Source organism: Kaistia algarum (assembly GCF_026343945.1).
GTDB lineage: Bacteria > Pseudomonadota > Alphaproteobacteria > Rhizobiales > Kaistiaceae > Kaistia > Kaistia algarum.
The window spans coordinates 835,717-858,931 of sequence record NZ_JAPKNJ010000001.1; the positions used below are offsets into that span (position 1 = coordinate 835,717).

Below are 23,215 nucleotides of genomic sequence, written 5' to 3' on the forward strand. Positions count from 1 at the left end.
TCGCCGGAGATCGCGCGGGGGATTTTCACGACGATACGCTGCTTCTGCCAGACAGTCGGGAGGGACCATGGCAACTGCAACGACTTCAAAAGGGACAGCCGATCGGGTGCGGCCGATGACGGCGGGCGAGAAGAAAGTGATCTTCGCCTCGTCGCTCGGCACGGTATTCGAGTGGTACGATTTCTATCTCTACGGCTCGCTTGCGACGATCATCGGCGCCCAGTTCTTCAGTCAATTCCCCAAGGCGACCGCCGACATTTTCGCGCTTCTCGCCTTCGCGGCCGGGTTCCTGGTACGCCCCTTCGGTGCGCTGGTATTTGGTCGGCTCGGCGATCTGGTGGGGCGAAAATATACTTTTCTGGTGACGATCCTGATCATGGGCCTTTCCACTTTCGTGGTCGGCCTGCTGCCGGGCTACAATTCGATCGGTGTCGCGGCCCCGATCATCCTGATCGCTGCCAGATTGCTGCAGGGCCTCGCGCTCGGCGGCGAATATGGCGGTGCGGCGACCTATGTCGCCGAGCACGCCCCGCAGGGCCGCCGCGGCTTCTACACGTCCTGGATCCAGACGACGGCGACGCTGGGACTCTTCCTTTCGCTTCTCGTCATCCTGTTCACGCGAACGCTCTTCGGCGAGGAGGCTTTCGCGTCGTTTGGCTGGCGCATCCCGTTCCTCGTTTCCGTTGTTCTGCTCGGAATCTCCCTCTGGATTCGCCTGCAGCTCAATGAGTCCCCGGCGTTCCTCAAGATGAAGGAAGACGGCACCGCCTCGAAGGCGCCGCTCAAGGAAGCCTTCGGGCAATGGTCGAATGCGAAGATCGCGCTGCTGGCCCTGCTGGGTCTCACCATGGGCCAGGGCGTCGTCTGGTACACGGGACAGTTCTACGCGCTGTTCTTCATGCAATCGATCCTGAAGGTAGATGGCTATACGGCTAACCTTCTGATCGCGTGGTCCCTGATATTCGGCACCGGCTTCTTCGTTTTCTTCGGCTGGCTGTCCGATAAGATCGGCCGCAAGCCCATCATCATGGTGGGCTGTCTGATCGCAGCGATTACCTATATCCCGCTGTTCCAGATGATCACGACGAAGGCCAATCCGGCGCTCGAAAAGGCTCTGGATACCGTTCAGGTCAGCGTCGTTGCCAACCCGGCCGAATGCGGCAAGCTGTTCAATCCCGTCGGCACGCGGGTCTTCACCGCACCCTGCGATGTCTCGCGTGACTTCCTGGCCAAGAACTCCATCCGTTATACGACGACCGAGGCGCCGGCCGGCACGCCGGTCAAGATGGTCATCAACGGCCAGGAATTCCCGGCCTTCGATCCGGCCGGGCAGACCGACGTCAAGGCTGCCAAGGCGGCCTTTGACAAGACGATGCTGGCCGCCCTGCAGGCGGCCGGTTACCCGAAGGCCGGTGACGCCAGCATCATCAAGATGTCGAACCCGTTCGACATCTTCCGACCTCAGGTGGCATCGGTCATCGGGCTGCTGTTCATCCTGGTCCTGTACGTGACCATGGTCTATGGCCCGATCGCAGCGGCGCTGGTCGAGCTCTTCCCGACCCGAATACGCTACACGTCGATGTCCCTGCCCTATCATATCGGCAATGGCTGGTTCGGCGGACTGCTCCCGGCGACGGCCTTCGCCATGGTGGCACAGACTGGCGATATCTATTTCGGGCTCTGGTACCCGATCGTGATCGCCGCCGCCTGCTTCGTCATCGGTGTCCTGTTCATACCGGAGACGAAAAACCGGGACATCTACGCCGGCGACTGAGACGCCACGCGTTGCGAAGATATCAGCGGGCCGCCTTCGGGTGGCCCGCTCGATTCCGGGTCTCAGACGTTTTCCGAAACGTACAAGCCGAACGGCAGCAACACCGGCGGCTCTCCTTCGGTGGACGAGCGGATCGAATTCGCCATGATCGCCACCGTTGCCCTGGCGAGCTCGGGCACGGGCGTAGCGATTACCGCATCAATTACCTGGTCAATGAGCGCCAGCCTCGTCTCCGGGATGAGCTCATTGCAGACGGCCACGATGTGATGACCGGCCCTCGCCTCGCGCAGCGCCGAGACGAGCCCGGCCATTCCGCCGCCGGCGACATAAATGCCCACGAGGTCCGGATTGCGCCGCAGCAGTTCCAGCGTTCCCTCATGCGCCAGCGCCGGCTCCTCCAGATTCGCGAACGGCTCGAGCAGGCGGAATTCCGGCGCATGTTCGCGGAAATAGCTGCGAAAGCTGATCTCCGAGAGTTCGTGACCTATGAAGCGATGGCTGCCGACGAAGATTCCGACCGGTCCGGGCCGTCGTGCGAGCTTAGAAATGACCCAGGCAGCGGTCCGACCGGACTTCCTGTGGTCGATACCGACATGGCCGAACGTCACGCCGCCCGACAGTTCGGACAGCATGGTGACGACCCTGACGCCTCTGGCGCCTAGCGAGGCGACCGCCGCGGCGACCTTTGGGTGATCGGCAGCAACCACTGCCACGGCATCGCAGCGGCCGCCGAGCGACAGGAGGCCAGCGGCAACCGTCTCGGCCGAGATATCGTCGACGAACTCGACCAGCGGTTTGCCACGAAAGGAGGGAAGCGCGCGCGCCGCCTCGACAAGCGCGGCCGCCAATTGCCGATAGAACGCGTCGCCCTTTCGCTGCAGCAGGAAGCCGAAGGTGCGGCTCTCGACCGTCTCCTCGATCCGCCGCCGCAGCAGGCCGGCGCCGTGATAGCCGATCGCCTCCGCGGCGGCGAGCACGCGCTCGGCCGTGTCGCGGCGCACCTCGGCGCGCCGGTTGAGGACGCGGTCAACCGTGGCAATGCCGACGCCGGCGGTCCGTGCGACGTCGGCGATCGTCGGACGCCTGGAACCTCGATCCATGATGGATTCTATCAATCCCGCTTCTGTCTGCCTTGATCTGGCTTGATAGGTTCTATCACACCCCGATTGAGTACAGGAGGATCACTGACTACACTTCCTCCAAACGAGACCGACCGTCGATACGACGAGCCGGCAGAGGAAGGGATGGAGAATCAATGGCCCAGCCGGCATTGCGCGATTATTCGCTGATAGGTCTCGATTCCCGCCGGGCGGTGGAGCGGGGCCTTGCGACCGCCGAATGGTACAAATGTCCGGTCGACCGCAAGACCATGAAGGAGTTCATGAAGCGCTCCGACGGCCCGGCGATCCGCGACACGCTGCTCTGGTTCGCCCTGCTGGCCGCCTCCGGCTTCGGCGGCTACTGGTTCTGGGGCACCTGGTGGGCCGTGCCGTTCTTCATCGTCTATGGCGTCCTCTACGGCTCGGCATCCGATTCACGCTGGCATGAATGCGGCCACGGCACCGCCTTCAAGACGCGATGGATGAACGACGCCGTCTATCAGATCGCCTGCTTCATGATCCTGCGCGAGCCGACGGTCTGGCGCTGGAGCCATACGCGCCACCACACCGACACGATCATCGTCGGCCGCGACCCGGAAATTGGCGTTCAGCGCCCGCCGGACATTCTCGGCATCCTCGTCCAGTTCTTTGCGGTCAAGAGCACCTGGGCGACGATGAAGAAGCTGTTCATCCATGCGACCGGACGGCTGACCGAGGAAGAGAAGACGTTCATTCCGGAGTCCGAACAGCACAAGGTCTATGGCGTTGCCCGGATCTATCTCGCCATTTTCGCGGCCGTGATCGTCTGGTGCTTCGCGATCGGCAGCATCCTGCCGGCGATGTTCATCGGTCTTCCGACGCTCTATGGCTGCTTCATGGGGGTATTCTTCGGCCTGACGCAGCATGCCGGCCTCGACGAGGATGTGCTCGACCATCGGCTCAACAGCCGCACGGTCTACATGAACCCGGTATTCCGCTTCCTGTATCTCAACATGAACTACCATGTGGAGCACCACATGTTCCCCATGGTGCCCTATCACGCTCTGCCGAGGCTGCACGCGGCGATCAAGGCCGACTGCCCGCCGCCCTATACGAGTTGCTGGGACGCCTACAAGGAAATCGTCCCCGCCTTGTTGCGGCAGCGTCGGGAGCCCGGCTGGTATGTGAAGCGCCCCCTCCCCGGCCATGTCGAGCCGCTCGGTTCGCCGCCGCCAGGGCTGATCGCCGCTGAATAGCCCTATGCCGCCCCCGGCCCTGTTCGGGGTGCCGGCGCATCTTCGCGACAAACTCAAGGAATCCCATGGCTGCCCCCACAGCATCGCAATGGATCGACGCCTGCGACCGCGACGATATCGACGAGGAGGACGTGATCCGCTTCGACCATGACGGCCGCACCTTCGCGCTCTATCGCTCGCCGGATGATGCCTACTTTGCCACGGACGGGCTCTGCACGCATGAGAAGGTCCATCTCGCCGATGGGCTGGTGATGGACAACATCATCGAATGCCCGAAGCACAATGGCCGCTTCGACTATCGCACGGGCGAGGCCAAGGGCGCGCCGGTCTGCGTCAACCTCAGAACCTATCCGGTCAAGGTCGAGGATGGCCGGGTTTGGATCGGCATCGATTGAAGCACGGATCCCAGCCCTCCAACGCGGCGTCGTCATGACCGGGAGAATGCTGATCATCGGTGCCGGCGAGGCTGGCGCCCGCGCGGCGATGGCGCTGCGCGAGAACGGCTTTGCCGGAACCGTCACCATCATCGGCGACGAGCCGCACCTGCCCTATGAGCGGCCGCCGCTTTCCAAGTCCGTTCTGGCTGCCGAGTCCGAGCCGGCGGCCCCGTTCATCCATACCGAGGCTCGCCTGGCGGAACAGGACATCGCCATTGTCCATGGAACCGAGGCCACCTCCATCGACCGCGCCGGCCACACCGTCACGACGGCGAACGGCGCGATCTTCCCCTATGACCGGCTTCTGCTGGCGACCGGCGCCAAGGCGCGGCGTCTGCGCCTCGACGGCGCGGGTCCCGACAATGTCCTCTATCTGCGCACCTTCAGGGAGGCGCTGGCGCTCCGCAGCCGCCTGATGCCCGGAAGCCGGCTCGTCCTGATCGGCGGCGGCTTCATCGGGCTCGAGCTTGCCGCGGCGGCGCGCCTGCGCGGCTGCGACGTCACGGTGATCGAGATGGCACCGCGCCTGCTCGCCCGCGCGGTACCGGCCGACATGGCCGCCCGGATCGCAGCCCGGCATGAGGCGGCCGGAGTGCGGCTGATCCTCGGTGCTGGCATCGAGCGGATCGAAGGCGACATCACAGGTCACGCCGTCCTTCTCTCGGATGGGGAGCGCGTCCCGTGCGATGGCATCATCGCGGGCATCGGCGCCGTGCCCGAGACGGAGCTCGCCGAGGCGGCGGGGCTCGCGATCGAGAACGGGATCAAGGCCGACGAGCGCCTCCAGACCAGCGATCCCGACATCTTCGCTGCCGGCGATTGCTGCTCCTTCCCGCTCGCCCTCTATGGCGGCCGGCGCATCCGCCTTGAGGCATGGCGCAACGCGCAGGACCAGGGCAACCACGCCGCGCGATCCATGCTAGGCGCCAGCGAACCCTATGACGCCGTACCCTGGTTCTGGTCGGACCAGTACGACCTCACGCTGCAGATCGCCGGTCTCCCCGACGAAGGCAGTGAAACGATCATCCGCGATCTTGGCGACTCAAGCGAAATACGCTTCCGTCTCGCCCCCGACGGCCGTCTGCTCGCGGCCAGCGCGATCGGGCCGAACGGCAAGATTGCGAAGGATATTCGGCTCGCGGAGATGATGATCGCGAGGCGGGCGAAGCCGGATCGGGGGGCGCTTGGGGATCCCAACGTGAAGCTGAAAACGTTGTTCCTAGCGCCTGCCGGTCAATCCTGACCCGCAAATTCGCCCTGCCTGTATCGAGGAAAATAGCCGTCGGCGATAGGCGAAATGCCTCCATTGAGCCGTAGGAATTCCGCCTCGCAAAGCACCGCGCCACACAGATAGGTCGGAAGAACGCGAGTCGCCCAACCCGCTTTGAAATAGGCCAACCCGTTCGTTGCCGCACCGGCAGGAACCCCGCCTAACGTGAGAAATTTGGCGATCGGACGAAAATATTCGATCGCCGCCTGCATCAGCGGATAGGATACAGCTCGCTCATACCCCGCATCCGAATACGCTGACAAATGTGCGTAGACATTATCGCCGTCCTGGAAATACCAGTCGGATCCAAGCAAATCATTGTCGCGCCACGCTGAAAAAACCGTCAGACCCGGCACGCCCATCTGTCGCTCAAAGACATCGCGAGAGAACGTTCGAACATCAGTTATCTGTTTTCTATCGACCAAGAACTGATACAGCAGGACCCATCGATCTAGATAATCAGAATCCAAGCGCGAATTTTCTATACGAATATCATTTTCCCCACAGAAGGATCTGAGCTTTCTACGATGATGACGGCTGGGATAGGCCGAGTCCCCAGCTTTAAGATCCACCACGTAATGCTCGTGCAGCAGCCGGACGATGTCGAACCCCTCAAGCAGATCGGGCAAGTCCGGTGCGGAAAATGGATCGGTGACGATGGTAGCGGAGACGAAAGATCCCTTTAGCGCACGAATATCGTCAGCGAGGCCGCTCCAATCCTGACAGCAGAAGATGGGGTAGACGCTGGCAAGATCCGCAAGGCCGGGTCCAACGGAGCGCGCGATCAGATGACCTCCTGATCGAGGCAAAGCGATGATCTCGGATGCCTCGCCAAAAGATCGCGCGTAGGAGTGGGAGCGGTACCCGAATGCCTCGACCTGGTCACCGTCGCACATCTGTCCCACACATTCGCGCCAGGGGACCGACTGGTTTGCCAAATTTACGGGTGAAGATACGCCTCGGCCGACCCTTGAAACAGTGGCTATCGGCGATGCGGAAAGCGAGAAGACATTTCGTCGCCTTTCGGCAACTCGGCGCCTGATTATTGCTAGGCCGAGAACTCGAGAGCCTCTGCGAAATCCAGGTTCGGTGAGAATTCCGATGGCTCGTATCGGGCGCCGTCCACAAGCACTTGTCCGCCATCGCTACGCACTCGTCCCTCTTCGTACCACCGGACTATCTGCACAAGTGACTTGCACTGCTGCAAAAATACTATGTGCCTTCTACGAACCAGAGATACGGATGGATCATTTGGCACCGCGGCTTGAAGCACTGGAAGCCCCGTGTCGATCCCCGCGTCGACCAGATGCACGGTACTGCCAATGAAGCGTGAACCGGAGCGAATGGTGTCGCCGAAGCCGTCAGTCCCCGCTGCGGCCGGTAGAATCGAAGGATGGAAATTGACTAACCGGCCTTCATAGGCATCGAGCAATCGGCCCCTAAAAAGACGCGTGTAGAAGCTGATAGCGAGATCAATCTGACTGGCAACGAGCAAATCAAGAACCGCATCGGAAAATAGCTCCCCACCCCGATGAGGGACAATTTGCGTCTCGTGCCCGATCTGCGCAGCAAACTGAGTGGCGCCACATTCGCGATCCGATACAACGATAGCAATGCGTTCACGAACATAGGGTAAGCGGCAAGCCGTTCGATACACTGAGCCATTTGTCGATGCGATAATTCCTATCCTAATCAAGATATCCTCGTCAGAGAAATCACGCTCGACGCAACGACACTACGTAAACAAGCCAGACCGCAAAACCGCCTCGATCAGAAGCATAAGTGCGAAGAACATTGCAGCCGCAACAACCGCGCGCTCGCGACGCCTGATGCGTCGAACGGACCGCTGCATACCAGCAGCATCCGCCATAGCCGCACCAAGTTGACCCGCCAGCTGCGAATGCTGAGTCGCGAGCGAGTAGCGATCAGCCTCCAATCTATGAACCTGTTCACCCATCACCGACATCTGTTGAAGCAAATGCGAGACGCGCTCCTCGGCAGCTTCGGCCTCTTTGAGCCTGCGGATTTCGACATCTCGTAACGCTTCCCTCGCCGCTCGCTCCCGCTCATCAGCCGCTAGCTCCCTCGCCTGCACCTCGCTTGTGAGCCGATTGGCGTGTTCAGTCACCAACCGCGCCACATCGACAGCACGGTCCACGCGACGAGAGCCCTCCAGCGTCATCTCTCGAAGGAGGTCGAGTGCCGTCTTCAGACGCTGGTTTGCTTCCGAGACCTCGAACTGCATATGCGCCGCACGGGCAGACTCTTCCTGCAGCCTGGCTTGATCCGCCTCGAAGCGCTGGACCTCAGAACTGGAGAGGTGACGGTCGCGATCGAGCGAAGCGACAATATGCGATACCAAATTGATCCTGCTGTGGAAAAAGGCGTCGCGGTGGCGCTCCCCCAGATGTCGTTCCATCCGCGTCAACATCGAAAGCGTGCGAACCCACTGCTCGATCAGCGGCAACGTGGACCATGCCGCACCATCGTGGATCCGATAATGCGCCAGCACGCCCTCTACGTGCCCGATCCAGCCCGATTCAGCGGCAACGACATGATAGGCCCAATCGCCCGCATCTAATTCACGGATCCAATCAGGCGTGTGGGCTATCGTCGACCGACGAATGAAACTCGAGCAACTGGGAATGAAATTTCCCATGATGATATCATCGATCGACGCACGCCCCGGCGTTCCTGCCATGACCCGCACGATTTCGCCATCGTCCGTTACGCGCGCGACATCATGGTAGCAGATAGCACAATCGGGATTGGCCTCCATGAAATCGAACTGGCGACGCAGTTTCTCGCTGGAGATCCAGTAGTCATCCCCGTCCAGGAACGCAATATACTTTCCTTTTGCAGCCTTGATAGCTCGCGTACTAACTTCCTGATCGTTCAAATTTTTGTCTGAGACAATTAATTCGATCCGGCCTGGATAACGATCTATGTATTTCTGTATTACGGTCCTGGTACCGTCAGTCGATAGGTCGTCAGAAATGACAACATCGAACTCAACGTCCAATTCCTGAGAAAAAATACCAGCTAATGCCTGATCAATATAATTCTCGTGATTATAAGTCACGAGAACAACAGTAATTCCTATGCCGCCATTTATGACGGCATCATCTCTTGCGACGAGCTCGTCGACGACACAAAGACTTTCCATCACGATCACGAATAGATATTGTTGATCGGATATGTGTAAGACTGAACTGGCCCCGTATCCCTCGTGGGAATGAAGATTTTTAGCTCCATCATGACCGTAGAGAGTATCGGATCCAGAAACGTCTTGACCCTGACAACCAGCGTTTCCCCGCGAGACAGAAATAGCTCTTCGATCGGGAAATATGACTGCTGCCAGTGAGTAAACTTGGCGTATGGAGAGGTATCAACCAAAATGCCCGGAGCAAGCTCCAGATTGAAATAGCCCGCGAACCCCTGGCAGGCCGACGGTGCGGTGAAGTGATGCTCAAATTCCGTCTCAAAGAAAAAGTCGCGAGAATCTCCTTTGGTGCAGTCTATCGATGCGATCTGATATTCGCCCAGGAGGGTGCTTGATCGCACTTCCGCGATAATGCGCCGTGACGACTCCGCCAACCGACGCGCCGCAACCGAGAAATCAAAGCCATGGATCGGGTTCTTCCAGAAGCCGAAACCGCGTTCGATACTGAGCTGGGAGTTGTCGATTGGCGCCAGAAACATCGACGCGCGGCCGGGCAGCACCGCTCCGCCTGGAGCTAGGCACCGATCTCTGACGGAGCAAAAAGCATCATAATGCCTATGCTCATCGATCAGGAACATGCCGGCCCATTCGCCCAAGACGAGAGTCGCGGGCTCAGGACACTGAAATTCGGATGCATCGCCGCGAATGAATTGTATCGTATCTGCGTAACCGTTGTCCGCGGCGATCTGCTTTGCGTCTTCGATCATGCCTGTAAGTTCAAGAGCATAGACCTGCTTGGCGCCCGCCCGAGCCGCGAATAGCGATAAGATGCCCGACCCTGAACCGACGTCAATGACCACTGTATCGGGAGTGCAAAGGGCTTCGATACCCCGTCGAAATGTGGTCGTGCGGGCGTGATCGGATATCATGCCTCGCTGAGACCGCCACGTTGCGTAGGTCTCGGAATAGTCATTTGGCTGAACGTTTGCGCCGATCGGCGCGATCAGGCCGGACGCCACCGCAGCCTGGAACATCCGCCTTGCTTCGCTCTCAGCACCGAATCCTCTTGTTACAAATCGAGCGACAAACTCGGACTCGGTCGCCGATGTCACCATGAGCTTACCCAGCAGTTGCGCCTCAGCAGAGAGTCCATGCTTGTTCATCTGAAATTGTCTCCTGGTGGGATTCGCCCTGCCGGTCATCTCAACCAGACTGGCGCTATCATCATCGATGGCAGCGAAACAAGAGACATTATGAGACAAAAGCGAGCCACATCACCGCCACGCTGAGCACCGCGAGGAGAGCCACGCCGATCCCGAGAAGGCGCCTCCCGGTTCGACGTTCACGTCGCAGGAGGTGACTGTTTTCGCTCAGCAGCGCCACAAGGCGATCCGTCTCGCCGCGCCAGACCATGCGCTCGTCGTCCGATCTTCGCACCCAATCGGCGTGCTGCCGCTGCAGCTGCTGCTCGCGCTCGACATAACGTTGTTCTTGTTGAGAAAATTGATATTGTAACTGTAGAGTATGGTGTTCTTTCTGTACGACCAGAGCCAGAGCCGCAGCTTCCCGACCCAGCGCCATCAAAGCGCGCTGCTCGGCCTCGGCCGCTGCGGATCTGGAAGCTGCGACGGCTGTTTCAGCCCTCTCGACTGCAGCGAGCTCTCGCTCCCGTGCGACCATTTCGCCGACGCCGCGTCCCTCGTCATGGGCCAAAGCGTCCTGCAGTTGACGAACCAAATTGGCGCGGCTGGCAGCAAACGCAGACCTTCGGCCCTCGCCGAAATGCGCTTCGAGAACTTCCAGCAAGGCGATGGATCCCGCCCATTGGCGCGCCAACGTCGTCGTCGCCCACACCGAGCCGTCGTGAATACGATAATGCGCCAGAACCCCCTCGATCCAACCGATCGTGCCGTGTTCCGCAGCGAGCATATAAAGTGGCCAATCCAGAACCGGCAAGCCGACGAGCCAATCCGGGAGCCTTTCGACCGCCGAACGGCGAATCATCGACGAGCAGCTCTGGATGAAGTTGCCCTCGATCAGATCATCGATTGTTGCCGTCCGCTGCACCCCGGGCATCAGGCGCAGTACCGCTCCGCTTGGGTCCACCCGAGCGACATCGTGATGCGACAGGGCGCAATCCGGATGGAGCTCCATGAATTCGACCTGGCGCTGGAGTTTATAGTCCGACGCCCAGTAGTCGTCGCCGTCTAGATAGGCCACATATTTTCCAGAAGCCGCATCCAGCGCTCTGGTTCCGACAAACGCACTGTGAAGATTGACGTCTGAATAGAGAAGAGTGACCTTGCCTTTATATTCCTTCAGGAACGTATCAATAACGCTGCGCGTCGCGTCAGTCGAACAATCCTCGGATATTATCAACTCCGTTTCGAAATTGACCCTCTGTGACTCTATGCTGTCGAGCGCCTGACGGACAAATTTCTCGTGATTGTAAGTCAGCAATATAACGCTGACCATGGGGGAAGAGCTGGTGCTCATGATCGGTTCTTACGAAGCCATATGTCTGACACGAAGTCGGTCCGCTATCGGGGCATGATTTTCGATAATGTACCGTAGAAGATCCGTTGTCGCAGCAATGTCGGCTTCGGACATCGCCGTCCCGGTGGGCAATTGCAGTACCTTTCCTACCAACGCATCCGTAATCGGCAGACGGGGGGCATTGCCGGCCGAACGGGATTTGTAGGGCTCCATATTGTGGACGCCCGGAAAGAAATAGCGGCGGGCGATCACGCCCTCGGAGAATAGAATTTCGGTGATCTCGTCACGACTGAGGCCCGTCCGCGCCTTGTCGACCTCAATCACCACATACTGGTAGTTCGTGAGGCCCTCCAGCGGCAGCTCATACAGCTTCAATCCGTCCACTGAGGCGACAGCCTCGCTGTACTGATCGTAATTGCGCTTATTGACGCTGATGAAGGTGTCGATGCTCTCCAGCGAAGTGATCCCCATCGCCGCGGAGATCTCGGTCATTTTGCCGTTGGTTCCCGCGCTTGCAACGCTATCGAGGCCGGAGAAACCGAAGTTCCGCATTCGGCGAATCCTGTCTGCCAGCACTGGATCGCGAGTCGTAATCGCGCCACCCTCGAACGAGTTCATGAACTTGGTCGCGTGGAAGCTGAAAACTTCCGCGTCGCCGAACGAGCCGACCATCACGCCATCATGCCCGCAGGCAAAAGCATGAGCCGCGTCGTACACAAGCCGCAGCCCGCGCCTCCCCGCCACTTCAGCGAGTGCCTCGGTATCGCAGACGCGGCCCCATGTATGAACCCCAACGATAGCCGTCGTCTGCGGGGTAATGAGTTTCTCGACTGCGGCCGGGTCAATCGTATGTGTGGACGGATCGATGTCGCAGAACACCGGCTCGATACCCAGCCAGTTCAAGGCGTGCGCCGTCGCAACGAAAGTGAAGGCCGGAACGATCACCTCGCCCTTCAGGCCAAGCGCGCGGAAGACAAGCTCCAGCCCGATCGTCGCGTTACAAACGGCGATAACATGCGGCACGCCCGTGAGAGCGGCTATTTTCTCTTCGAATTCGACGACGTTGGGACCATTATTCGTCAGCCAGCGCCGATCGAACATCTCCTCTACCCGCTGCATGAAGCGGTCGCGGTCGCCGATGTTCGGCCGGCCGACATGGCGCAATTCCCCGAACAGCGGCTTTCCGCCAAACAACGCAAGATCGTCGAGCTGGCGCTTATGCATGCGCCTTCCCCTCTCTTCAGTGCTTCCCACATCGCCCCCCGGCGAAACACTCCGTACAGCACCCAAGGCTGGCGCAAGGCCGTATGCATTGAAAGCCATCCGCAGCTTGGACAACTTGGTAACGTTCTGGTTCAAACAACCAAAGGATAATTGCAATATTTACACGGAATCTCACAGAAAGTTGCGCAGATAGCCCGCCTGGGGCGCCAATGCGCAGGTCTCTGTCAACACGGATATTTACGCGGGAAATATTTCCACGCGGCAGAGCCGGCAAGTCATCCTCGCGCAATTTTGACAGTGGTAGAGCGTCGCTAGAAACGGCCTGGTCCATCGTTCGCAGCGGGGCAGGACCAACCCTCACAGAGCGGTCGCGATTGTTGCGCATTGGCCATGATCGGGTCATAGGTGATCGAACGACATTCGGTCCTTCATGGACACTCGTGGATTTACACCAATCGAGCTTGGATATGAGCGAATCTGCCGCTTCCCCTCCCCTCTCCCCTTCCCTCCGGCCCAAGGACAGGCCTGACCTTTCGCGGTTCGATTGGGAAGATCCTTTCCGGTTCGGTTCGCAGATCGATGAAGAAGAGACGATGATCCGTGATGCCGCCGCCGCCTTTGCGGCCGACCGGCTCGCGCCGCGGATCGAGGCTGCCTATCTCGAAGAGCAGACGGATCCCGACATCTTTCGCGAAATGGGCGAGACGGGCCTCCTCGGCGTCACCGTTCCGGAGGAATATGGCGGGGCCGGCGCCTCCTATGTCTCGTATGGCCTCGTCGCCCGCGAGATCGAACGCGTCGATTCCGGCTATCGCTCGATGATGAGCGTGCAGTCCTCGCTCGTCATGTATCCGATCTACGCCTATGGCTCGGAAGCGCAGCGGCAGCGCTACCTGCCGAAGCTCGCCCGCGGCGAGTGGATCGGCTGCTTCGGCCTGACGGAGCCCGATGCCGGTTCCGATCCGGGCGGAATGACCACCCGCGCGGACGAGATCGACGGTGGCTACCGCCTGAACGGCGCCAAGACCTGGATTTCCAACAGCCCGATCGCCGATGTCTTCATTGTCTGGGCGAAGTCGTCGGCGCATGACGGCGCCATTCGCGGCTTCATCCTGGAGAAAGGCACGAAGGGTCTGTCAGCACCGAAGATCGGCGGCAAGCTCTCGCTACGCGCCTCGATCACCGGCGAGATCGTTCTGGAGGATGTCGAGGTTGGCGAGGACGCGCTGCTTCCGGGCGTCTCGGGCCTCAAGGGCCCGTTCGGCTGCCTCAATCGCGCGCGCTACGGCATTTCCTGGGGGGTGCTTGGCGCGGCCGAGGATTGCTGGCGGCGGGCACGCCAATATGGCCTCGACCGCAAGCAGTTCGGCAAGCCGCTCGCCGGCATGCAGCTCTACCAGAAGAAGCTCGCCGAAATGCAGACCGAGATCGCGCTGGGACTGCAGGCTTCACTGCGGGTCGGCCGCCTGCTCGATGCCGGCGAGGCGGCGCCCGAGATGATCTCGCTGATCAAACGCAACAACTGCGGCAAGGCGCTCGCCATCGCCCGCGAGGCGCGCGACATGCATGGCGGCAATGGCATCCAGATCGAATATCACGTGATGCGCCACGCGCAGAACCTCGAGACGGTGAATACCTATGAGGGGACGCACGACGTGCATGCGCTGATCCTCGGCCGGGCGCAGACCGGCCTGCAGGCGTTCTTCTAGGGCGGGGACATCATGGAGGCTCCGCTCGCCGGGCTGCGCGTCATCGAACTCGCCCGCATCCTTGCCGGGCCCTGGATCGGTCAGACGCTGGCCGATCTCGGCGCCGACGTGATCAAGGTCGAGAGCCCCGAAGGCGACGATACGCGCCGCTGGGGGCCACCCTTCATCGAACATGGCGGCGAGACGACGGCGGCCTATTTTCATGCCTGCAATCGTGGCAAGCGGTCGATCGTCGCAGACTTCCGCGCGGAAGCGGATCTGGAGACCGTCCGGCAGCTGATCGCGGGCGCCGACGTCGTCATCGAGAATTTCAAGTTCGGCGGCCTCGAAAAATACGGGCTCGATTATGAGAGCGTGCGCGCCAGCAATCCGCGGCTCGTCTATTGCTCCATCACCGGCTTCGGCCATACCGGGCCCTATCGCGAACGCGCCGGCTATGATTTCCTGATCCAGGGCATGTCCGGCATCATGGATCTGACCGGCGAGCCTGAAGGCGAGCCGCAGAAGATCGGCGTCGCCTTCGCCGACATCTTTACCGGCCTTTACGGCGTGATCGCCATCCAGGCGGCGCTGGCACAGCGCGAGCGCACCGGCCTCGGCCAGCAGATCGACATGTCGCTGCTCGACAGCATGACCGGCGTGCTCGCCAATCAGGCGATGAACTTCCTGACGACAGGTCTCTCGCCGAAGCGGCTCGGCAATGCGCATCCCAATATCGCGCCCTACCAAACCTTCGCGGTCAGCGACGGCCATTTCATCCTGGCGGTCGGCAATGACGGGCAGTTCGCGCGTTTCTGTGCGGTGATCGGCGAAGAAGCGCTCGCCGGCGATCCACGCTTCTCGACCAATGCGGCTCGGGTCGCCAACCGTCCTGAATTGTCGGAGCGGATCGCCGGGCGGACCCGCGAATGGACCCGCGACGCGCTGCTCTCGGCGCTGGAGGCGGTCGGCGTTCCGGCTGGTCCGATCAACAGCGTCGCCGACGTCTTCGCCGATCCGCAGGTATTGGCACGCGGCATGCGAATCGATCCGGACGGGATCCCCGGCGTGCGCACGCCGATCCAGCTATCGGCGGGGGACCTCGATCTCGACCGCCGGGCGCCTCGTCTTGGCGAGCATGGCGACGAGATTCGGGCCGAGATCGCCGAGCACGAGGATCAATCCGGCCCGAAATCGAGGTAGGCCCGGTCAAAGGCGAATAGACCCACAAGCCCCGCAATCGAAAGAGCGCTCAAGATCAGGCATATCGCCGACGCGACCCTTATTGTCGCCGTTCCCCGAACGAAACAAAGCGTCGAAAGAGATAAAGAAAGTGCGTAAGCTATCGGTACTGACAATAAAAGAAATAGATCAACTTGCTTTCTTATTTGCTCCCCCGTAACTATATCATTTACCCAGTCATAGACACCAAACACCGACAACAGGGATACCGGATACGCTATGACGAGAAGTGCCCAGTAGAAGCCTCTCTCCTCTTTGGCCATCGCGTCCGTAACTCCAATTGTAGCGGATTATGCGACCGCAATCCGGCAGTCCCTAATTCAGCAGGATGAGACTGAATTCGTCCGGATTAAGGCCTACCGACATCCCCAGGCGATGTCGGTCGATCGCCATATCTTCGCCGGCCGCGTGGCTCGAATGAAGGCCGACGTGGTTCACGTCAACCTCCGTCGCGCACAGGACGCCTCGGCCGGCTCTCCGGCCGGAGTTAGCTCGAAGAAGCTACCAGCCCCGCCAGTTTTTCGATGCTCTGCGTCCAGCCGGCCTCCATGCCCTGGAGCATTCCGATCGCGATCGGTGCGATCGCCGTCGCTTCGGTGTGGAGCGTCATCTTCGTCTTTCCGTTGACCTCCTCCAGGGTGACCGTCGTCAAACCTTCGAGGAGAGGCTCGCCGTTTGGACCGAGCGCCCGGCTGATGAAAACCAGCCGCTCCGGTGGCACGACCTCCCGGAAGCTGCCGCTCATCGGGAATTCCTGCCCGTCCGGGGCCTGCATGACGATATCGATTTCGCCGCCGGCCCGGGCATCGACCCTGCAGACTGGATTGCTGAAGCCGGCCGGACCCCACCAGATCGCGAGGCGTTCCGGCTCGGTCCAGCAGGCGAACACGAGCCGGCGAGGCGCGTCGAAGAGGCGCGTTATGGTCAGTTCGCGGCGATCCAGCACGTTCGGCACCGCATCACTCCGGCTGGCCACAATTCACCATCCAGGGCGTGCCAAAGCGGTCATCGACCATTCCGAAGCGTTTGGCCCAGAAGGTGGCGCCGAAGGGCATCTTGACCGTGCCGCCCTCGGCGAGGCCGTTGAACAGCCGCTCGCCCTCAGCGATGTCGTCGAGCACGATCGCGATGCCGAAGCCCTGCGCCTTCTGGAAGTTCTGATCGCCCGCATCCGAGCCGAAGAGCACATTGTCGCCATAGCGAAGCTCGACATGCAGGATCTTGTCCTTCCAGTCCGGCGGCACGTAGCTTTCGGCCGGCGTGCCGGCAAAGGTCGAGATCGCCTCGATTCGGCCGCCGAACAGCCCGGCGTAAAACTCGAACGCCTCGCGACAATTTCCGTTGAAGATCAGATAGGGATTGGTGCGCATCGCGTCACTCCAGAGACGTGTCATGATCAAGCGGCCGTGGGGTAGCCGGTTCGATATCGCCTAGCTTGAGCCACGCTGAACCTCGGCCAGGAAATCGTCCAGCCGGTCGAAGGTGCTCGACCAGCCACCCTTGTGGCCGTCGTGCTCAGCCATGGACTGGAACGGCGTCTGCCGGAAGTGCATTCGCGTCTTGCCCTCTTCAGGCAGGAAATCGAGGCTGACGACGGTCTCTATGCCGCGCTCGCCATCCGCGTCCCAGGCAAAGGTAAAGACGAGGCGGCGTGGCGGTTCGATCTCCAGCAGCTTGCCGCCCTGCCAGAGCTCTTCCCCATCCTCGACGGAGGTCAAGCATCCGCGCCATAGTCCGCCGGGTCGGACGTCCATCTCGATCCGGGTCAGGGGATAGTCTCGTGGTCCCCACCAGCGCAGCGCATGCACCGGATCGGTCCAGAGCCTGAAGACCAGTTCCGGCGGGGCATCGAAAAGACGTGTGATCACGAGGTCCCGCTCTACCGGCGGCAGCAACGATTCCAGGGCAGCCATGCGTTCCTCCCTTCGCTGACGTTGATGTTTCACTCGACGCGGCGCGTCGGGTTTTGCCCGCTAGTGCCGCTCGTCCGGATTTCCCTTCTGGATTTCCTGGAGATAGAGATCCAGCCGATCGAAGCTCGCTTCCCAGAACCGGCGATAATTCTCGAGCCAGCCGGAAACATCCTTGAGCGGCGCGGCGTCGAGCCGGCAAGGGCGCCATTGTGCCTCGCGGCCTCGTGTGATCAACCCGGCGCGCTCCAACACTTTCAGATGTTTCGAAACAGCCGGCAGGCTCATGGCGAAAGGCTCGGCAAGCTCCGTCACCGTGGCCTCACCCAGCGTCAGCCGCGCCAGGATGGCGCGACGCGTCGGGTCTGCGAGGGCAGAGAGGGTGGTGCTGAGCGGATCGGCCGACATTTATGAACCATCAGGTTAAGTAACGAGTTGGTTTATTATAGGGATTGGATCCTCGAATCAAGGCCGTCCATGCGAGAAGGCCCGCCGATCGCTCGGCGGGCCTTCCTGCCAGCGCTCCTCTGGCGATCAGGGCTACTCCGCCGGCACGGTCGCGGCCGGAAGCCGCCGAAGCCAGTCGGATCGACATCGCGGAGCCCCTTCGCCCGCAAGACGACGCTCCTTCAGGATGTCACAGCCGGGCCAGGGCATAAAATGGAGCGCCACGCGCCAGGGGACGATCAGCGCGGCGAATTCGTCGATGGCATGGGTGACGATCTCATGAAGCCGGCCGGCCGGCCGCGAAAGTAAACCCGATGAGGATCAGCAGCGAGCCGGCGCCCATGACGTTGAGATCCAGCAAGGCCGCCTGCGCCCCGGGTTCGAATGAGACAACCGGCGGAAACGGCCAATAGCGCGCGACGAGGCAGGCAACCGCCGCGGAGGCTGTCAGCGGCAGGGCCCATGACCGCTCATCCGACCGGAAGGCAATTCCCGCGAGCACAAGGCAGGGTGCCAGGAAGAGAGCGGCGCCGGTGCCGGGTCCCAGAAGCGCCAGGGCCAGCAGCGTGTTCGCCAGCCCGGCGAGTGTCAGCAGGCTTCGTCCTGCCGGCGAATGGGACCGCGCCACGGCCGGAACGGCCAGGAACAGTGGCGTTGACAACCACGTCAGCATCGCCGCCTGGCCGCCATTGCCGGCTGCCCACTGGACGAACAGGGGATAGAGCGGCTGGTTGGACGCAACGATCAACGCGATCCTGTTGCACGCGGCAGCTTGCGGGTCCGGGTGGCTGGCGTAGCGCTCTATGTCTCGCCAGACCGTCCGCAATCGGCTCGCTTTCCCGATCGCTGCCATAACCGCTCCCAATCCCGCGCCAAGGTCGCTTCCTGGCTTCTACGTTCGACCTTCAAGGCCGGATCGCCGGGTTCGCGGATTGCACCTGTTCGCCCTGGATCACGCGCCATAGGGCCATTTCCATTCGGCGATCTCGGGCATGTCCTCGCCATGCTCGCGGATGTAGCGCTTGTGCTCGATCAGCTTGTCGCGGAAGTGCTGCTTCACCTTCGCAGCGGCGGCGCCCAGACCTGGCACGCGGTCGATGACCGCGATCGCCAGATGGTAGCGGTCGATCTCGTTCAGGACCGCCATGTCGAAGGGCGTCGTCGTCGTGCCCTCTTCCTGGAACCCGTGGACATGGATGTTGTCGTGATTGGCCCGGCGATAGGTCAGGCGGTGGATCAGATAGGGATAGCCGTGATAGGCGAAGATCACCGTCTTGTCGGGCGTGAAAATGCTCTCGAAGTCCCGATCGGAGAGGCCATGCGGATGCCGGTCCTCCGGCTGCAGCGCCATCAGGTCGACGACATTGACGACGCGGATCTTCAGATCCGGTAGAGCCTTGCGCAGAAGGTCGACGGCAGCCAGCGTCTCCAGCGTCGGAACGTCCCCGGCGCAGGCCATCACCACGTCCGGCTCGCTGTCCTCCGGCTCGTTGCCGGCCCACTCCCAGATGCCGAGGCCGATCTCGCAGTGCGATTCCGCCTGGTCCATGGTCAGCCATTGCGGCGCCGGCTGCTTGCCCGCGACAATGACGTTGATGCGGTTATAGGTCTTGAGGCAGTGGTCGGTGACCCAAAGCAGGGTGTTGGCATCCGGCGGGAAATAGAGGCGGACCACGTCGGCCTTCTTGTTGGCGACGAGATCGACGAAGCCCGGATCCTGATGGCTGAAGCCATTATGGTCCTGGCGCCAGACATGCGAGGTGAGCAGATAGTTGAGCGAGGCGATCGGCCGCCGCCATGGCAGGTTCCGCGTCACCTTCAGCCATTTGGCGTGCTGGTTGAACATTGAATCGACGATGTGGATGAACGCTTCGTAGCAGGAGAAGAAGCCGTGGCGGCCGGTGAGCAGATAGCCCTCCAGCCAGCCTTGGCACAGATGCTCGGACAAAACCTCCATCACCCGGCCGTCGGGCGCCAAATGCACGTCATAGGGTTCGATCCGCTCCATCCAGACGCGGTCGGTCACGTCGAAAACGCCGTCGAGGCGGTTCGACGCCGTCTCGTCCGGCCCCATCAGGCGGAAATTGCGGCTCGCCGCGTTGAGGCTCATCACGTCGCGCAGGAAGTTCCCCATCGACCGCGTCGCCTCTGCGGTCGCCGCGCCCGGCGCTGGAACGTCCACGGCGTGCGTGCGGTAGTCCGGCAGGCGCAGGTCGCGCTTCAGGATACCGCCATTGGCGTGAGGATTCGCGCTCATGCGCTTTGCCCCGGCGGGCGCCAGCGCCCGAAGCTCCGGAATGAGGCGTCCGGTCTCGTCGAAAAGCTCCTCGGCCTTATAGGAACGCATCCACGATTCGAGCAGTTTCAGATGGCCCTCATTGCCGCGCACCGTGGCGATCGGAACCTGGTGTGAGCGCCAGAAATTCTCGACCATCTTGCCGTCGACCTCTTTCGGGCCGGTCCAGCCCTTGGGCGAGCGCAAGATGATCATCGGCCAACGGGGCCGCTCCGGCGCGCCGGCTCCTGAGCGAGCTTCCGACTGGATGGCGCGAATACGATCAAACGCCATGTCCAGGGTCGCTGCCATGTCGCGGTGCATCGTCTCGGGTTCGCTTCCCTCGACGAAGAACGGCTCATAGCCATAGCCGATGAAGAGGCTCTTCACTTCCTCGTCGCTCATGCGGCCGAGAATGGTCGGATTGGCGATCTTGTAGCCGTTGAGATGCAGGATCGGCAGAACCGCGCCGTCATGGACGGGATTCAGGAACTTGTTGGAGTGCCAGGACGCGGCCAGCGGCCCCGTTTCGGCCTCGCCATCGCCAACGACGCAGGCGACGATCAGGTCGGGATTGTCGAAGGCCGCACCGAAGGCATGCACCAGCGCATAGCCGAGTTCGCCACCCTCATGAATGGAGCCGGGCGTTTCCGGCGCCACGTGGCTTGGAATGCCGCCGGGAAAAGAGAACTGCCGGAAGAGTTTCCGCATGCCCTCCTCGTCCTCGCTGATGTTCGGATAGACTTCGCTATAGGTTCCTTCAAGCCATGTATTGGCGACGATGCCCGGGCCACCATGGCCGGGTCCGCAGATATAGATAACGTCGACGTCGCGGGCGCGGATCACCCGGTTCAAATGGACGTAGATGAAGTTGAGGCCAGGCGTGGTTCCCCAATGCCCAAGGAGGCGAGGCTTCACATCCTCGAACTGAAGCGGCTGCTTCAGGAGCGGATTGCCCATGAGATAGATCTGGCCGACCGATAGATAATTGGCTGCCCGCCAATAGCGGTCGATCCTGTCAAACTCCTCGGCGTCGGTTCCAGCCGGCAGCCCGGACCCGTTTTCCATGATGCGCTTTCCTCTCGCTGGGCTTCCAACCTTCGCCGGAACCGATCCGTTCCACCCGATAGTGCATCAATAGCGGACTGATATCTCGGCGTGTTGACACCAATCAACGGCGCACGCCTCCGCCTTGCATCGGACGGCGCGACGTTTTGGACGGGCACAGTTTTGACACATATCAAAGCGGCGCCCCTCCCCCCTTTCTAAGACCGCCATACGGGATCGCCGAAAAGGGGCGGCGAATCCGCATTCGCACCTTGATGGGGGTCTTCGATGAAATTCGGGATGCAGGCGATCGTCGTCGGCTTCGGCGCGTTCCTCGCACTTCTCGGCGCCGGCTTCGCAGCGGACGCCGCTTTTCGGGCTCACGCCTATATCCTGTTCATCGTGTTTGGCACGGCGACGATCTTCCTGCTGAAGGCGGAAGTCGGCGAAGGCCGCACGGTGTCGATCTTCGGCGCGTCCGACGACGGTCCCTATAGTGACGGCGTGATCCGCGCTGGCGCGATCGCGACGATGTTCTGGGGTATTGTCGGCTTCCTCGTCGGCGCGCTGATCGCCGCGCAGCTTGCCTTTCCCCATCTGAACTTTGAGCCGTGGCTCAACTTCGGCCGGATCCGCCCCCTGCATACCTCGGCCGTGATCTTCGCCTTTGGCGGCAATGCGTTGCTGGCGACGTCCTTCTATGTCGTGCAGCGCACCTGCCGTGCTCGCCTCTTCGGCGGCGACCTCGCCTGGTGGGTGTTCTGGGGCTACCAGCTCTTCATCGTGCTCGCCGCCACCGGCTACCTGCTCGGCATCACCGAGAGCCGCGAATACGCCGAGCCCGAATGGTATGTCGACCTTCTGCTGACGGTCGTCTGGGTGGCCTATCTGATTGTCTATCTCGGCACGATCTTCAAACGGAACGAGCCGCATATCTATGTGGCCAACTGGTTCTATCTATCCTTCATCGTCACCGTGGCGATGCTGCACGTGGTCAACAACCTCTCCATCCCCGTCAGCTTCCTCGGTGCCAAGTCCTATTCCGTCTTCTCCGGCGTGCAGGACGCGCTGACCCAGTGGTGGTACGGCCATAACGCGGTCGGCTTCTTCCTGACCGCTGGCTTCCTCGGCATGATGTATTATTTCGTGCCGAAGCAGGTGAACCGGCCGATCTATTCCTATCGCCTGTCGATCATCCACTTCTGGTCGCTGATCTTCCTCTATATCTGGGCCGGCCCGCATCACCTGCACTACACGGCCCTGCCCGACTGGGCGCAGACGCTCGGCATGGTGTTCTCGGTCATGCTGTGGATGCCCTCCTGGGGCGGCATGATCAACGGCCTGATGACGCTCTCCGGCGCCTGGGACAAGCTCCGCACCGATCCCGTCGTGCGCATGATGATCCTCGCGATCGCCTTCTACGGCATGTCGACCTTCGAAGGCCCGATGATGTCGATCAAGACGGTCAACTCGCTCAGCCACTACACCGACTGGACGATCGGGCACGTGCATTCCGGCGCGCTCGGCTGGAACGGCATGATCACCTTCGGCGCGCTCTACTATCTCTTCCCGAGATTGTGGAACCGCGATCGCCTCTACAGCCTGCGCCTCGTCTCCTGGCACTTCTGGCTGGCGACGATCGGCATCGTGATCTACGCGGCGTCGATGTGGGTCTCGGGCATCACGCAGGGCCTGATGTGGCGCGAATTCGATGCGCAGGGATACCTCGTCTACTCCTTCGCGGAGACCGTGGCGGCCCTGCATCCCTACTATTTGATGCGCCTCTTCGGCGGCCTGCTGTACCTCAGCGGCGCGCTCGTCATGGCCTACAACCTGATCCAGACGGTCCGCGGCGCGAAGAGCGTACCCGCCGCGGCCTCGGTCGTGGCGGCGGAATAGGAGCCGGT

Annotated in this window: 20 protein-coding genes; 7 read left to right on the forward strand and 13 right to left on the reverse strand. The window is 61.3% G+C overall.

From position 1 onward, the window contains the following. Positions 1–67 precede the first annotated feature (67 nt). On the forward strand, positions 68–1,774 hold the full coding sequence (locus OSH05_RS04115) for an MFS transporter (protein WP_266352050.1): 1,707 nt from the start codon (positions 68–70) through the stop codon (positions 1,772–1,774). Positions 1,775–1,836: 62 nt separating this feature from the next. Here OSH05_RS04115 and OSH05_RS04120 read toward each other — a convergent pair whose 3' ends face one another. Continuing rightward, positions 1,837–2,874, reverse strand: coding sequence for a LacI family DNA-binding transcriptional regulator (locus OSH05_RS04120; protein ID WP_104217447.1), 1,038 nt, complete (start codon positions 2,872–2,874; stop codon positions 1,837–1,839). Between the two features lie 155 nt (positions 2,875–3,029). On the opposite strand from OSH05_RS04120, the gene OSH05_RS04125 reads away from it, so the two are divergent. From OSH05_RS04125 to OSH05_RS04135, 3 genes are all read left to right on the forward strand, one after another. Beyond that, positions 3,030–4,109: a fatty acid desaturase family protein gene (locus tag OSH05_RS04125; protein ID WP_104217446.1), complete on the forward strand. Its 1,080-nt coding sequence runs from the start codon at positions 3,030–3,032 to the stop codon at positions 4,107–4,109. A gap of 65 nt (positions 4,110–4,174) precedes the next feature. Beyond that, on the forward strand, positions 4,175–4,504 hold the full coding sequence (locus OSH05_RS04130; RefSeq protein WP_104217445.1) for a MocE family 2Fe-2S type ferredoxin: 330 nt from the start codon (positions 4,175–4,177) through the stop codon (positions 4,502–4,504). Between the two features lie 34 nt (positions 4,505–4,538). Beyond that, a complete protein-coding gene (locus OSH05_RS04135; RefSeq protein WP_104217444.1) occupies positions 4,539–5,789 on the forward strand; it encodes an NAD(P)/FAD-dependent oxidoreductase in 1,251 nt (416 codons plus the stop codon). Here OSH05_RS04135 and OSH05_RS04140 read toward each other — a convergent pair. The 6 genes from OSH05_RS04140 to OSH05_RS04160 form a co-directional block, all read right to left on the reverse strand. After that, a complete protein-coding gene (locus OSH05_RS04140) occupies positions 5,780–6,712 on the reverse strand; it encodes a hypothetical protein (protein WP_104217443.1) in 933 nt (310 codons plus the stop codon). The genes OSH05_RS04135 and OSH05_RS04140 overlap by 10 nt on opposite strands. Positions 6,713–6,864: 152 nt before the next feature. Then, positions 6,865–7,473, reverse strand: a complete 609-nt coding sequence (gene purN / locus OSH05_RS25170; protein ID WP_407660378.1) for a phosphoribosylglycinamide formyltransferase — start codon at positions 7,471–7,473, stop codon at positions 6,865–6,867. 78 nt (positions 7,474–7,551) lie between these two features. Next, a complete protein-coding gene (locus OSH05_RS04145; RefSeq protein ID WP_266352343.1) occupies positions 7,552–8,982 on the reverse strand; it encodes a glycosyltransferase in 1,431 nt (476 codons plus the stop codon). Between the two features lie 5 nt (positions 8,983–8,987). Next, complete coding sequence (locus OSH05_RS04150; RefSeq protein ID WP_165801452.1) at positions 8,988–10,142, reverse strand: methyltransferase domain-containing protein; 1,155 nt, start codon at positions 10,140–10,142, stop codon at positions 8,988–8,990. A gap of 88 nt (positions 10,143–10,230) precedes the next feature. Beyond that, entirely contained in the window at positions 10,231–11,475 is a 1,245-nt protein-coding gene (locus OSH05_RS04155) for a glycosyltransferase (protein ID WP_104217439.1), read from the reverse strand. A 9-nt stretch (positions 11,476–11,484) separates the two neighbouring features. Continuing rightward, entirely contained in the window at positions 11,485–12,699 is a 1,215-nt protein-coding gene (locus tag OSH05_RS04160; protein WP_104217438.1) for an aminotransferase class I/II-fold pyridoxal phosphate-dependent enzyme, read from the reverse strand. Positions 12,700–13,292: 593 nt separating this feature from the next. On the opposite strand from OSH05_RS04160, the gene OSH05_RS04165 reads away from it, so the two are divergent. Then, complete coding sequence (locus tag OSH05_RS04165; RefSeq protein ID WP_407660344.1) at positions 13,293–14,408, forward strand: acyl-CoA dehydrogenase; 1,116 nt, start codon at positions 13,293–13,295, stop codon at positions 14,406–14,408. Positions 14,409–14,420: 12 nt separating this feature from the next. Continuing rightward, entirely contained in the window at positions 14,421–15,590 is a 1,170-nt protein-coding gene (locus tag OSH05_RS04170) for a CaiB/BaiF CoA transferase family protein (RefSeq protein ID WP_407660345.1), read from the forward strand. 526 nt (positions 15,591–16,116) lie between these two features. Here OSH05_RS04170 and OSH05_RS04175 read toward each other — a convergent pair. From OSH05_RS04175 to OSH05_RS04200, 6 genes are all read right to left on the reverse strand, one after another. Then, a complete protein-coding gene (locus OSH05_RS04175) occupies positions 16,117–16,584 on the reverse strand; it encodes an SRPBCC family protein (RefSeq protein ID WP_104217690.1) in 468 nt (155 codons plus the stop codon). 4 nt (positions 16,585–16,588) lie between these two features. After that, positions 16,589–17,023 (reverse strand): VOC family protein, encoded by a 435-nt coding sequence (locus tag OSH05_RS04180; RefSeq protein ID WP_266352051.1) that lies wholly within the window; start codon positions 17,021–17,023, stop codon positions 16,589–16,591. 36 nt (positions 17,024–17,059) lie between these two features. Continuing rightward, positions 17,060–17,542, reverse strand: coding sequence for an SRPBCC family protein (locus tag OSH05_RS04185; protein WP_104217433.1), 483 nt, complete (start codon positions 17,540–17,542; stop codon positions 17,060–17,062). Between the two features lie 60 nt (positions 17,543–17,602). Continuing rightward, positions 17,603–17,947, reverse strand: coding sequence for an ArsR/SmtB family transcription factor (locus tag OSH05_RS04190; RefSeq protein WP_104217432.1), 345 nt, complete (start codon positions 17,945–17,947; stop codon positions 17,603–17,605). 316 nt (positions 17,948–18,263) lie between these two features. Continuing rightward, entirely contained in the window at positions 18,264–18,839 is a 576-nt protein-coding gene (locus OSH05_RS04195) for a hypothetical protein (RefSeq protein WP_133163047.1), read from the reverse strand. A 99-nt stretch (positions 18,840–18,938) separates the two neighbouring features. Further along, positions 18,939–21,329 carry a phosphoketolase family protein gene (locus OSH05_RS04200; protein ID WP_104217430.1) on the reverse strand — a complete coding sequence of 797 codons (2,391 nt, stop codon included), beginning with the start codon at positions 21,327–21,329 and terminating at the stop codon, positions 18,939–18,941. A gap of 267 nt (positions 21,330–21,596) precedes the next feature. Between OSH05_RS04200 and ccoN the strand changes: the two genes are divergently transcribed. After that, entirely contained in the window at positions 21,597–23,207 is a 1,611-nt protein-coding gene (ccoN, locus tag OSH05_RS04205; protein WP_104217429.1) for a cytochrome-c oxidase, cbb3-type subunit I, read from the forward strand. Positions 23,208–23,215: the final 8 nt, after the last annotated feature.